Source organism: Pseudobacillus sp. FSL P4-0506 (assembly GCF_038003025.1).
Lineage (GTDB): Bacteria > Bacillota > Bacilli > Bacillales > Domibacillaceae > Pseudobacillus.
Genome location: NZ_JBBOOI010000001.1, coordinates 1408181 through 1420945 on the forward strand (window position 1 = coordinate 1408181; position 12765 = coordinate 1420945).

Annotated in this window: 11 protein-coding genes and 2 riboswitches; of the genes, 10 read left to right on the forward strand and 1 reads right to left on the reverse strand. The window is 42.5% G+C overall.

Annotation, left to right across the window (positions count from 1 at the left end; genetic code table 11):
* Positions 1–49 precede the first annotated feature (49 nt).
* Positions 50–164: riboswitch (TPP riboswitch) on the forward strand.
* Positions 165–311: 147 nt separating this feature from the next.
* From thiC to MKZ02_RS06845, 5 genes are all read left to right on the forward strand, one after another.
* Positions 312–2096, forward strand: coding sequence for a phosphomethylpyrimidine synthase ThiC (thiC, locus tag MKZ02_RS06825; RefSeq protein WP_340852646.1), 1785 nt, complete (start codon positions 312–314; stop codon positions 2094–2096).
* Between the two features lie 18 nt (positions 2097–2114).
* The gene (locus tag MKZ02_RS06830; protein WP_120034292.1) at positions 2115–2282 is read left to right on the forward strand and encodes a serine protease; all 168 of its coding nucleotides are present in this window, start codon (positions 2115–2117) and stop codon (positions 2280–2282) included.
* A 1066-nt stretch (positions 2283–3348) separates the two neighbouring features.
* Positions 3349–5736: a 3-hydroxyacyl-CoA dehydrogenase/enoyl-CoA hydratase family protein gene (locus MKZ02_RS06835; RefSeq protein WP_340852649.1), complete on the forward strand. Its 2388-nt coding sequence runs from the start codon at positions 3349–3351 to the stop codon at positions 5734–5736.
* A gap of 46 nt (positions 5737–5782) precedes the next feature.
* Positions 5783–6958, forward strand: a complete 1176-nt coding sequence (locus tag MKZ02_RS06840; protein WP_340852651.1) for an acetyl-CoA C-acetyltransferase — start codon at positions 5783–5785, stop codon at positions 6956–6958.
* Positions 6959–6993: 35 nt separating this feature from the next.
* A complete protein-coding gene (locus MKZ02_RS06845) occupies positions 6994–8781 on the forward strand; it encodes an acyl-CoA dehydrogenase family protein (RefSeq protein ID WP_340852654.1) in 1788 nt (595 codons plus the stop codon).
* A gap of 72 nt (positions 8782–8853) precedes the next feature.
* Here the strand turns inward: MKZ02_RS06845 and mgtE are convergent, their stop codons facing one another.
* Positions 8854–10203: a magnesium transporter gene (mgtE, locus tag MKZ02_RS06850; RefSeq protein ID WP_120034282.1), complete on the reverse strand. Its 1350-nt coding sequence runs from the start codon at positions 10201–10203 to the stop codon at positions 8854–8856.
* A 216-nt stretch (positions 10204–10419) separates the two neighbouring features.
* Between mgtE and MKZ02_RS06855 the strand changes: the two genes are divergently transcribed.
* From MKZ02_RS06855 to MKZ02_RS06875, 5 genes are all read left to right on the forward strand, one after another.
* Positions 10420–10776, forward strand: coding sequence for an arsenate reductase family protein (locus MKZ02_RS06855; protein WP_340852656.1), 357 nt, complete (start codon positions 10420–10422; stop codon positions 10774–10776).
* 84 nt (positions 10777–10860) lie between these two features.
* Entirely contained in the window at positions 10861–11244 is a 384-nt protein-coding gene (gene gcvH / locus MKZ02_RS06860) for a glycine cleavage system protein GcvH (RefSeq protein ID WP_120034277.1), read from the forward strand.
* Between the two features lie 111 nt (positions 11245–11355).
* Positions 11356–11706 (forward strand): toprim domain-containing protein, encoded by a 351-nt coding sequence (locus MKZ02_RS06865; protein ID WP_120034275.1) that lies wholly within the window; start codon positions 11356–11358, stop codon positions 11704–11706.
* A 1-nt stretch (position 11707) separates the two neighbouring features.
* Positions 11708–12010, forward strand: coding sequence for a thioredoxin family protein (locus tag MKZ02_RS06870; RefSeq protein WP_340852661.1), 303 nt, complete (start codon positions 11708–11710; stop codon positions 12008–12010).
* A gap of 154 nt (positions 12011–12164) precedes the next feature.
* Positions 12165–12506: a hypothetical protein gene (locus tag MKZ02_RS06875; RefSeq protein ID WP_120034271.1), complete on the forward strand. Its 342-nt coding sequence runs from the start codon at positions 12165–12167 to the stop codon at positions 12504–12506.
* Between the two features lie 83 nt (positions 12507–12589).
* Positions 12590–12704: riboswitch (SAM riboswitch) on the forward strand.
* The last annotated feature ends 61 nt before the right edge of the window (positions 12705–12765 follow it).

A 12765-nucleotide genomic window follows, 5' to 3' on the forward strand; every position in this document is an offset into this window, starting at 1 on the left:
ACATATTTACTTTTATAGCAGCTCTATGTATAATGGAGTCAAATTAAATAGTTATAACTAGGGGAGTCCAATGAGCTGGGCTGAGAAAGGAACGCGATGAAGTTTCTTGACTCTTGGGACCTGATCTGGTTCATACCAGCGTGGGGAAGTTAAAACAGTTATTTATTATGATTACTTCTGCATACATATTAGCCGGGTCCATCCATTGATTGGACACCGGCTTTTTTATGTACATGAGTGAGCTTTTCCACATGCTATGCCCTGCATCTCGTCCTTAAACGATTAATCCGTTGAAAAGGAGAGATTTTTTTATGTCCACATCCTCATTAAGTGAAAAAAACATTTCCATTATGTCCAGTTTTTCGGGTAGTAAGAAAGTTTATATTGAAGGTTCTCGTCCTGATTTAAAAGTTCCCATGCGTGAAATCAACCTCACTCCAACAACTGGTACGTTTGGTGAGGAAGAAAATCCGCCCGTGCGTGTATATGATACGAGCGGTCCTTATACAGACCCTCATTACACGCTTGATATTACAAAAGGATTGCCGACTATTCGCAGTCCGTGGATTAATGAACGCAATGATGTAGAGGCGTATGAAGGAAGAGAGATAAAACCTGAAGACAATGGCTATAAAGAGAAAAATGATCCCCGAACCAATCATCATCTATTCCCTAGGTTAAAGCGCCAGCCACTGCGTGCAAAAAAGGGAAAGAACATTACGCAGCTTCATTATGCAAAAAAGGGAATCATTACACCCGAAATGGAATTCATTGCAATCAGAGAAAACATGTCACCTGAGTTTGTCCGCGAGGAAGTAGCGAGAGGAAGAGCAATTATTCCAGCTAATGTCAATCATCCGGAAATTGAACCGATGATTATTGGGCGCAATTTTCATGTAAAGATTAATGCAAACATCGGTAATTCAGCTGTTTCCTCGTCAATCGAAGAGGAAGTAGAAAAAATGACATGGGCAACACGCTGGGGAGCGGATACTATTATGGATTTGTCGACAGGAAAGAATATTCATACGACCCGTGAATGGATTATCCGTAACTCACCCGTTCCAGTGGGGACTGTCCCTATTTATCAGGCGCTTGAGAAAGTGAACGGTGTAGCAGAAGCTCTTACTTGGGAAGTGTATCGTGATACATTGATTGAACAGGCGGAACAAGGGGTAGATTACTTTACTATTCATGCTGGAGTGCTTCTCCGCTATGTGCCATTAACAGCTAAGCGCATGACTGGGATTGTCTCACGCGGTGGTTCAATCATGGCTCAATGGTGTCTCTATCATCATCAGGAAAATTTTTTATATACTCACTTTGAAGAAATCTGTGAAATTATGAAAGCCTATGATATTTCTTTCTCTTTAGGAGATGGACTGCGTCCCGGCTCCATTGCTGATGCCAATGATGAGGCACAATTTGCTGAGTTGGAAACACTCGGGGAGTTGACTAAAATTGCATGGGAACACGATGTGCAAGTAATGATAGAAGGACCCGGCCATGTGCCTATGCACCTTATTAAAGAGAATATGGATAAGCAGCTTGAAGTTTGCCAGGAAGCCCCTTTCTACACACTGGGTCCGCTAACAACGGACATTGCCCCAGGCTATGACCATATTACCTCTGCAATTGGAGCCGCGATGATCGGCTGGTACGGCACAGCGATGCTTTGCTATGTCACACCGAAAGAGCATTTAGGGTTGCCCAATCGGGATGATGTACGCACTGGGGTAGTGACTTACAAAATTGCTGCTCATGCTGCCGATTTGGCGAAAGGGCACCCCGGAGCTCATAAGAGGGATAACGCGCTGTCAAAAGCACGATTTGAATTTCGCTGGAGAGATCAGTTTAACCTGTCCTTAGATCCGGAACGTGCGCTGGAATATCACGATGAAACCTTGCCGGCGGAGGGCGCAAAAACTGCTCATTTCTGTTCAATGTGCGGCCCGAAGTTTTGCAGCATGAGGATTTCTCAAGATATTCGCAATTATGCTAAGGAAAATGAAATAAATACAGATGAAGCATTTGAAAAGGGGATGGAGCAAAAGGCGAAGGAGTTCAAGCAAGCCGGCAGCAGTATATACCAGTGAGCGGGAGGAGAAATGCAGATGACTGTCCATAAAATTGAACGGGAAATTGATCAATTAAAAGCAAAGCTGGTCCTTCTACAAAATCGTTTAAGGCTCATTCAGCAAAATTGTGACCATCATTATAGAGGTAATCAGTATTATGAAACTTGTGCCAAATGTAAAAAAGTGAATGTTTTATATTATTAAAGTGAACGGCCGCGAGAAGATTCTCGCGGCCGTTTTTATAAAAAAGAGAGGTAAAGAATGCATTAAGGGGGGCTGTGCGGGTGGGCATTCGCACAGCCGCTGTGCATATTATTCTTTCTGATGAGAGAACAGCAACGGGACAAGTAAACTGTTCATGTATTTATCATATTTTAATTGAGAATGAATGTCAACTATAATTGATAATGATTTTCAAAATCAATGAGAATGGACCCCTCTTCTGAGCAGCAAGGGACAGGATAAACAGAGAGACTAAAAAAACTTGGGCGAGGAGTTATGTGGAGAGCGCGCGATTAGGATCATTCTTGTTAGCAGATACGTTTCCTTATAGTATTAAACCAATCACCTTGCTCATAGAAGTCTAACCCCTTGCAATATTTTCTCACTAACCTTGAATCTTTTGACTGGCTAATCGATTATTGAGCCGCTACCTTGACCCTGCTATTTTTAATGTAACGATTATGGAGGAAGGACGATGAAGATACTCGCTTTTTGCTAGTTGGGATGAGACAGAGGGTTCCAAATAATCAGGTACTTCGCTAATTAATTATGATGGTTGAGCATGTATATAAATGAACATTGGAATAAAGTGTGTGAAGTGAAGATTGTCTTCAAGGTAGTGGACTGAAGGCAGTCTTTTATTTGTATTCTCAGAAAGTGCTCTGTCTAACAGCTTTCAATTAAAGGAGTTAATTGAATTGGAGCACAGTTAAAGGTTTACGTCCTTTTACTAAAATGAAGAAAAACCATACAGCTAAATGCAGAAAAAATAGCATATGTCCTTAAGGCGATGTAAGTAAGCTGATAGGATATTTTATATGAGTTCTTTAACAATTTTACAACATAAAAATAGTAGGAATTTAGGTCAATATTTATATAATCTAGTTTTTAAAGGAGGAAGAGAGGCATCCATTTTGCGAAAGAAATCAAATGAAGTTTGAAAATTTCAATTTTTTCTTCTTTATTCGTTGCACCAAATGAAAGGTTGGGTTATATTAGTAATAGAAATAATGAATGAGCATTCATTCAAAGATGTGAAGGGGGAATTATGTTGGTTCAGCACATTCAAAAGGCTGCCGTTTTAGGTTCAGGCGTAATGGGTTCAGGAATTGCTGCTCATTTGGCGAATATCGGTATCCCGACTTTATTATTAGATATTATTCCGCGCGAGCTCACAAAAGAAGAGGAAGCGAAAGGTTTTACAATTAACGATAAAGAAATCAGAAATAAATTCGCTGCCAATGCTTTGAAAAAGCTGCTAAAGCAAAAGCCTGCTCCGCTCACATCGAAGAACAACATTCAATATATTACAGCGGGAAATCTAGAGGATGATTTAGAACAACTAAAAGATGTTGATTGGATCATTGAAGTGGTGGTAGAAAACTTAAATGTAAAAAAACAAGTGTTTGAAACGATAGAAAAATATAGAAAGCCCGGCAGCATTGTCAGCTCGAATACGTCAGGAATATCCATCGAGGCGATGGCGGAAGGGCGTTCAGAAGAATTCCGCCGTCACTTTCTCGGTACCCACTTTTTTAATCCGCCACGTTACTTAAAGCTGCTCGAAATCATTCCAACGAAAGATACCGATCAAGAAGTACTCCAATATATGAAGACGTTTGGTGAGGATACTCTCGGTAAAGGAGTAGTAGTCGCCAAGGATACGCCAAACTTTATTGCCAATCGTATTGGAACATACGGATTGCTGAAAACGGTTCAGGAAATGACAAATTCCGGACTTTCCGCCGGTGAAGTAGATTCCATTACCGGGCCATTAATTGGCCGGCCGAAAAGTGCCACGTTTCGCACGCTTGATGTAGTGGGGCTTGATACGTTTATTCATGTGGCCAACAATGTTTACGAGCAAGTAGAAGGAGAAGAAAAACAAGTATTTGATGTACCGGAATTTATGGAGAAGATGCGCGATAACGGTTGGATTGGCGCAAAGAGCGGCCAAGGCTTCTTTAAAAAGGAAGGTAAAACCATTCTGGAGCTTAATCCGACAACAATGGAATACAGTGAACGTAAGAAAATGAAAGCGGCTTCAATCGAATTGGCGAAGCAGCAAAAAGGATTATCGGCAAAATGGAAGACGCTCATCTACAGTGATGACAAAGCTGGAAATTTTTTATGGAAGATCATCGCACCGGTGCTGATTTATTCGGCTCGCCTCACTGGCGAAATTGCCGATGACATTGTCTCGATCGATCAGGCAATGAAATGGGGATTCGGCTGGGAGCAAGGACCGTTTGAAATATGGGATGCGATTGGCCTGCCATCTTCTTTGGAAAAAATGGAGGCAGAGGGCTTCGAAATTCCGCTTTGGGTGAAAGACATGATGGAAGCCGGCCATTCTTCTTTCTATAGAGAGGAAAATGGAGAGGTGTATTTTTATCATAACGGCGGGTATCAAAAAGTTTCTGTCAGCGAGAAAGTAATTGATTTAAAAAGGCTGAAGAAACAAGGAAAAGTTCTTAAAAAGAACAGCGGGGCGAGTTTGATTGATATTGGGGACGGCATTGTTTTGCTTGAGTTTCATTCACCGAACAATGCGATTGGCGCGGATATTGTTCAAATGATTAATTACGCGGTTGATGAAACAGAAAGAAATTACAAAGGGCTTGTCATTGGAAACCAAGGGAAAAATTTCTGCGTCGGCGCTAATTTAGCTATGATTTTGCTGGAGGTACAGGATGATAACCTCTGGGAAGTAGATATGGTCGTAAAAGGCTTCCAGCAAGCAATGATGAAAGTGAAATATTCGAGCAAACCGGTCGTTGCTGCTCCATTCTCGATGACACTTGGCGGCGGTGCAGAAGTTTGTTTGCCGGCTGCGCATATTCAAGCAAGTTCGGAGACTTATATAGGTCTTGTGGAAGTCGGTGTCGGGCTTATCCCGGGTGGCGGCGGAAACAAGGAGCTCTATTTAAAGCATTTAGAGCAGATGGCGAATGGTGTACAGATTGACCTGCAGGCAGTGGCTAACAAGGTATTTGAAACGATTGCCATGGCTAAAACGTCGACTTCGGCAGCAGAAGCAAGAGAGAATAATTTCTTATCGGAAGCAGACGGAATCAGTATCAACAGTGACCACCTGCTATATGATGCAAAACAGGCGGCTTTGTACCTTTATGAAGCTGGCTATCGGGCGCCAAAGAGAAAGAAAGTTCCTGTTGTAGGGGAAACGGGGTATGCAGCCTTACTTTTAGGTGCACGATCCATGCTAAAATCAGGCTTTATTTCAGAGCATGATTTTAAAATCGCTTCAAAATTAGCGTATGTTATTGCCGGAGGAAAGCTGCCGTTTGGAACGGAAGTGGATGAAGAATATTTGCTTGACCTCGAACGGGAGGCGTTCCTCAGCTTAATTGCTGAGCCAAAATCACAACAGCGCATGCAGCATATGCTCGTTAAAGGCAAACCGCTGCGCAATTAACTAGATTCTTATTCCAATAGATAAAAAAGCGAGGAGGAGAAAGCTGATGAAAGAAGCGGTAATCGTTGCCGGTGCTAGAACACCGGTCGGGCGTGCGAAAAAAGGCACGCTCGCCACAGTCCGCCCAGATGATTTGGGAGCGCTTGCGGTGAGAGAGACAGTGAAGCGCGCAGGGAACTACGAAGGGGAAATCGATGACTTAATCATAGGGTGTTCCATGCCAGAAGCAGAGCAGGGACTGAATATGGCGCGAAATATTGGCGCACTTGCTGGTCTTTCGTATAACGTACCAGCCGTAACTATTAACCGTTATTGCTCCTCCGGATTGCAGGCAATTGCTTATGCTGCGGAACGGATCATGATTGGCCAGGCAGAAACGATTATTGCTGGAGGAGCAGAATCAATGAGTCTCGTGCCAGTCATGGGGCATGTTGTCCGTCCGAATCTCCGCATTGCAGAAGAAATGCCGGAATACTATATGAGCATGGGGCATACAGCAGAAGAGGTTGCCAAAAAATATGGTATTACACGCGAGGAGCAGGATGCGTTTGCCATTCGGAGCCATCAGCGGGCCGCACAAGCCATTGCAGGCGGGAAATTTGCAGATGAAATGGTGCCCGTGGAAGTCACAATTCGAGAAATCGGACCGAATCACAAACCGGTCGAAAAGAAGGTCCATTTTACAAAGGATGAAGGGGTGCGTCCGGGAACGAACATGGAGGTGCTTTCCAAATTGCGGCCGGCATTTGCAGCAGGTGGCACAGTAACAGCTGGAAACTCTTCGCAAACAAGCGACGGAGCAGCAGCAGTAATGGTCATGGAAAGAGAAAAAGCGGAAGCGCTTGGATTAAAGCCGATGGCGAAGTTCCGATCATTTGCTGTAGGGGGCGTTCCTCCGGAAATCATGGGAGTTGGCCCGGTGGTAGCTATTCCGAAAGCATTGAAGCTTGCTGGTCTTAGTCTGTCTGACATTGGGTTAATTGAATTGAATGAAGCGTTTGCTTCACAATCCATCCAAGTCATAAGGGAACTTGGCCTTGATGAAGACAAGGTAAATGTCAACGGTGGAGCGATTGCTCTCGGACATCCTCTCGGTTGCTCAGGGGCAAAACTGACGCTGACGCTGCTGCATGAAATGAAACGCCGCAGCGAACAATTCGGTATGGTGTCTATGTGCATTGGCGGAGGAATGGGAGCAGCTGGCGTATTTGAGCTATTGTGAATAAAACGAATAAAAGGGAATGGGAGGAATTATAGATGGCAAAACAAACAGAAAGACAGGCAGTTAAAGGTGGAGCATTCTTAATTGAAGATGTAACATATGATCAAGTATTTACACCCGAAGACTTTTCTGATGAGCAAAAAATGATCGCCAAAACAACCGAAGAATATGTAAATAACAGTGTTATGCCGCAAGTTCCTTATTTGGAGAAGCATGAATTTGATCGTTCTGTAAAGTTACTCCGGGAAGCTGGAGAACTGGGACTGTTGAGTGCTGACGTTCCTGAAGAGTACGGCGGATTGAATCTTGATAAAGTCAGTTCAGCTTTAATTGCTGAAAAAATGGCGGCTGCCGGAGGTTTTTCCATTACTCATGGAGCCCATGTTGGCATTGGTTCGTTGCCGATTGTGCTGTTCGGCAACGAAGAGCAAAAGCAAAAGTACTTGCCGACTTTAGCTACTGGAGAGAAAATTGCTGCTTACGCATTGACAGAGCCGGGTTCGGGTTCCGATGCGCTTGGAGCAAAAACAACAGCAAAATTAAACGAAGCCGGCACCCATTATATATTAAATGGAGAGAAGCAATGGATTACGAACTCGGCTTTTGCTGATGTATTCGTTGTCTATGCAAAAATTGATGGAGATAAATTCTCTGCCTTCATTGTAGAAAAGGAGTTTCCTGGTGTATCCACAGGAGCGGAAGAAGATAAGATGGGGATTAAAAGTTCCTCCACACGCACACTTATCCTCCAGGATGCAGAGGTACCAAAAGAGAATCTGCTTGGAGAAGTGGGAAGAGGTCATGTCATTGCCTTTAACATTTTAAATATTGGCCGCTACAAACTAGGTGTTGGAGCAGTGGGTAGTGCTAAACGGGCATTGGACATCTCATTAAAGTATGCGAATGGGCGCCAGCAGTTTAAAACACCGATTTCCTCTTTCAATTTGATTAAGGAAAAGTTTGCTAATATGGCGTCTAAAATTTATGCAAGTGAAAGTGCCATTTACCGTACAGTCGGTTACTTTGAAGACCGAATGAGCCAGCTTTCGGAAGAAGAGCAAAAAGATGGCTTGTCAGTCGCTGCTTCTATCGCTGAATATGCCATTGAATGCTCACTCGGTAAATTTTTTGGCTCGGAAATGCTTGATTATGTAGTAGATGAAGGCGTACAAATTCACGGTGGCTACGGCTTTATGGAAGAGTATGAAATTGCGAGGATGTACCGCGACTCCCGAATTAACCGTATTTTCGAGGGAACAAATGAAATCAATCGTCTGCTTGTACCGGGGACATACGTGCGCAAGGCGTTCAAGGGTGAATTGCCATTGTTTGAAAAAGCACAGGAGCTGCAAAATGAAGTCATGATGCTGATGCCGGAAGAAGTCGGTACAGAAGCGCTTGAACAAGAAAAGTATTTAGTGAAGAATGCAAAAAAGATAGGCTTGCTTGCAGCCGGTCTAGCTGTTCAAAAGTATGGAAAAGCGCTTGAAAAAGAACAGGAAGTGCTCGCCAATATTGCTGACATTGTTAACAATATTTACGCGATGGAGTCCGTCGTTCTTCGCACAGAAAAAGCAATTGCCAAAGCTGGAGAGGAAAAAGCAAAGCAAAAACTGTTATATACCCAAATCTTTTGTCAAGAAGCCTTCAATCAAATTGAAGCTGATGCTAAAGAAACACTTGTTGCTGTAGAAGAGGGCGACACGCTGCGCATGATGACCTCTATTTTAAGAAAGTTAACGAGATACACTCCCATTAATGTAATCGCTAAGAAACGTGAAGCAGCTGATCGCTTGATTGAAGTGGAAAAGTATACGGTTTAATTAAGAGAAAGTGCCCGGAAATATAACTTTCCAGGCACTTTTTGTTTGAATATAAAGATTGTTGAAAGACAGCTAAACTAATTGACTTAAGAAAAAAGAAGCAATAGAGAAATAGACCACGAGCGAGAAGATGTCATTGACCGTAGTAATAAGCGGACCTGAAGCAACAGCAGGGTCAAGGTTGCACTTGTAGAGTATGAGTGGAACGATCGTTCCAGCAAGCGTTCCGAGAATAAGGGTGAGTAGAAGCGAGCTTCCAACGACGATTCCTAAGTATATATTTCCCTGCCAAATAAATGCAATAAGAGAAATGAGCAGACCGCATGTTATGCCGATGATTAAGCTGACGCGAAATTCTCGAAGGATTAGACGGGTGACTACCTTCACGTTGATTTCCTGCTCTGTCAGACCGCGTACGACTACTGCTAGAGACTGGGTGCCAGTATTGCCGGTCATCCCAGCAATAAGCGGCATAAAAAAAGCAAGCGCTACTACTTTTTCAAGCGTTCCTTCAAATTTCGAAATGATGCTTCCCGAGACAAGACCGATAAATAAAAGAGCAATCAGCCAGGGCAATCGGCGTTTGGCAGCTGTCAGCGGCTTTGTGTCAAAGTCAATTTCTTTATCCACAGCTGATAATTTACCAATATCTTCGTTCGTTTCCTGAATAACAATCTGCATCATATCATCAAAGGTAATAACCCCAAGCAGTCTCTCTTTCTCGTCCACTACAGGAATTGCGCTGAAATCATATCGCTTGAGTAGCTTGTTGATCTCTGCTCTCTTCGCTGTGTAGGGAACGGAAATAATCTGCTTCAACATAATGTCTTTTACCAAATCATCCGGCTGAGCAATGACAAGATCCCGATAAGAGACTGTACCAGCCAGCTTTTCTTTTTCATCAAGCACGTAAATAATGAAAAGCGTTTCAGAGTACATAGCATGAACACGTGCTTTTTCTACTGCATCGGCAACGGTATCCTCTAGATGCACAGCGAGGTACCGATTTGTCATCATACTGCCTGCCGTGTTTCGCTCATAGCTCATCATTCGTTTTAAATATTTGGCTTCACTATCATTTATCTCTGATAAGAAACTATCAAGATCGGCTTTTGGGAAGTGAAGTAAAAGAGAAGACAATACATCGGTGTCCAGAAGGGAGAGAACTTTATTTGCTTTGGCAGGACCGATTTTTCCCAGCAACTCAAGTTGTTTCAGCTGATTAAACTTTTGTATCATACTGGCGATAGAAGCTTCATTAAGATGTTCTAGCATGGAAGCTCGATGCTTTTCGGGAAGGTTTTGAAAAATAGCGGCTAAGTCATAAGGTTTCTTGCTCGTGAACATGTCATTGATCTCTTGATATTTTTCTGCTTTCAGCTTTTCGATAACGAACAGTGTATCGTCTTGTATTTTTTTCATGATCAACACCTCCGTCATCAACGCTATTCCCTATAAAGGAATTTAAAAACCATTTTTGAGTAATTTTGGATATTGGTTATGGAGGGGAAGAATAGCTGAAACTTTGTCTTTTATTAAAAAAGCAGGTATATTTTAATTAATAGAGCAGGAGAATTGAAAACGGTGGCGAAAACATTTTAAAGCCGAGCACTGTGTAAATAGGAGGCTGATTGAAGAGTGACATTAACATTTTACTGGTATCCGAAGTGCGGAACATGCCGCAATGCAAAAAAATGGCTGGAAGAACATAATGTTGATTTTCGGGGAATACATATTGTGGAACATCCGCCTTCCAAGGAAGAATTGAAAGACTTATATAAAAAAAGTGGACTTGAATTGAAAAAGTTTTTTAATACGAGCGGCAAAAAGTATCGCGAGCTTGGATTAAAGGACAAAGTAAGCACCGCTTCCGACGAGGAATTACTGGAATTGCTCGCTTCCGATGGCATGCTTATTAAGCGCCCTCTTACTACTGATGGTGACAAAGTGACTGTTGGGTTTAAAGAGGAAGAATTTGAAAAACAATGGTTGTAAAGTGTGCGTAAAGCTTATTTTTCTTGCTTTATGCCTTTATAATAAGTAAAGTTTTAATTGAAATCAGGTAATGGAGGGATTTATATGAGCACACCGAAAGAATTACGTTATTCAGAAGAGCATGAATGGGTAAAAACAGAAGGGGATACCGTCCGTATCGGCATTACGCATTTTGCGCAATCAGAACTTGGCGACATCGTGTTCGTTGAGCTTCCATCTGTAGGAGATGAAATCACAGCTGACGAACCATTTGGTAGTGTTGAATCTGTAAAAACAGTTTCCGAGCTATATGCTCCTGTCAGCGGAAAAGTTGTTGAAGTAAATGAAGAGCTTGATGATAATCCTGAATTCGTTAATGAATCACCATATGAAAAAGCATGGATGATCGTTGTCGAATTATCTGATACTGCGCAGCTGGATAACTTAATGACAGCTGAACAGTATGATGAAATGACACAAGAAGATTAATGAAATGAGAAAAGGACACTTCCGGTTTAGGGAGTGTTCTTTTGCAATTTCTTACTAAATAAAGGACAATTAAACTGTGAGGCAAGATATTCAGACGGTGGAGGGATATTCATGCGTACAGAAAAAACAATCGTTGTAGAAGGGGCTTCGGATCGGAAGAAAGTACAAGAAATTGTAAATGAGCCGGTGGACATCATTTGTACGAATGGAACAATCGGGCTGAGCCGGCTGGATGAGTTAATTGAAAGCTTGGAAGGACAAGATGTATATATCCTTGTTGATGCAGACCGCGCCGGGGAAAAGCTGCGTCAGCAATTTATCCGTGAATTTCCCGAAGCTCACCATTTATACATTGACCGTGTCTATAAAGAAGTCGCTACTGCTCCTTACCGCCATCTGGCTTCTGTATTATTAAGTGCCAACATTGATGTACATGGGGAGTTTTTACAAAAGGATGGATGAAATGCAAAAGGAACAAAATATAAACGAATTAATCAGGACGAATCACTTAGTAGCCATCTATGCGTATACACCGCTGTGCGGAACGTGCCAATTAGCTGGAAAGATGGTCGACGTTGTCGAGAAGGTAGACAACGGCTTTATATGGGCCCGCATGGATGTGAATTATCATGAGAGCTTTGCGATTCATCATGCGATTGAAAGTGTCCCATGTCTGCTTATATTTAAAGAAGGGGAATTAAAGGAAAAGATTTATGCCTTTCAGTCGGTTCCTCATATATATGAGAAGTTAAGTCAATATATATGATTGCTGCTTCCTACAGGGAGGCAGTTTTTTATATAGGCATGTTTGACGAAATATGCGAATGAGTGCGCACTTTGTCGAGTAATTAATAAAGGAGATTTCCTCCTCTGCTTGGAAGTTATTAAGTAAAGCTAAAGCGAACAGAGGGGGAAATAAAATGAAAGAGAAATTGTTAGCTGTACAGGCAGCTTGCCATGGTAGAACGCATATCTGGCCATTGCTCCCGCTCGAACCTGTACACGTGCTGCTGGTAGGAGAAAGTGAGAGCTGGCTGCTCGTGATCAGCCATCAGGGAATGCAGCTTTCAAATAGCAGCACGGATCATTGGCATTTACGGTTGAGGGGTGGGCTTGAACCGCTCTTAGAGGGGCAGGGTCAGCTGCGCTTGTATGAAGCGATGGGGGCAGTCGAGGTGTCAGGATTTTACCGGGTTAAGCTTTGGTTTGAATCGTTCCTTTGGTTATGCCGCCCTTATTATGAAAAGTTTGATACAGCATAAAAACATTTTTTTAAAGAATAATTGACAATTTTCGTAGAATAATGATAAAATCAAATCCATTAAGAACAACATATTGCATACAGCTCTTATCAAGAGAGGTGGAGGGATGTGCCCGATGAAGCCCGGCAACCGTCAACAGCGAGCGCTTGTTGAAAAGGTGCCAATTCACACAAAGCGTTTTGCTTTGGGAGATGAGAGAAAGGAATCTACTAAAGAACACCTTTCTGCTCATTTTGCAGAAAGGTTTTTTATTTTTTCG

Excerpts from the sequence above, each read along its gene's own strand:
- thiC (WP_340852646.1), top strand. The coding sequence starts at position 312 with ATGTCCACATCCTCATTAAGTGAAAAAAACATTTCCATTATGTCCAGT.
- MKZ02_RS06830 (WP_120034292.1), top strand. The coding sequence starts at position 2,115 with ATGACTGTCCATAAAATTGAACGGGAAATTGATCAATTAAAAGCAAAG.
- MKZ02_RS06835 (WP_340852649.1), top strand. The coding sequence starts at position 3,349 with ATGTTGGTTCAGCACATTCAAAAGGCTGCCGTTTTAGGTTCAGGCGTA.
- MKZ02_RS06840 (WP_340852651.1), top strand. The coding sequence starts at position 5,783 with ATGAAAGAAGCGGTAATCGTTGCCGGTGCTAGAACACCGGTCGGGCGT.
- MKZ02_RS06845 (WP_340852654.1), top strand. The coding sequence starts at position 6,994 with ATGGCAAAACAAACAGAAAGACAGGCAGTTAAAGGTGGAGCATTCTTA.
- mgtE (WP_120034282.1), bottom strand. The coding sequence starts at position 10,203 with ATGAAAAAAATACAAGACGATACACTGTTCGTTATCGAAAAGCTGAAA.
- gcvH (WP_120034277.1), top strand. The coding sequence starts at position 10,861 with ATGAGCACACCGAAAGAATTACGTTATTCAGAAGAGCATGAATGGGTA.
- MKZ02_RS06865 (WP_120034275.1), top strand. The coding sequence starts at position 11,356 with ATGCGTACAGAAAAAACAATCGTTGTAGAAGGGGCTTCGGATCGGAAG.
- MKZ02_RS06870 (WP_340852661.1), top strand. The coding sequence starts at position 11,708 with ATGCAAAAGGAACAAAATATAAACGAATTAATCAGGACGAATCACTTA.
- MKZ02_RS06875 (WP_120034271.1), top strand. The coding sequence starts at position 12,165 with ATGAAAGAGAAATTGTTAGCTGTACAGGCAGCTTGCCATGGTAGAACG.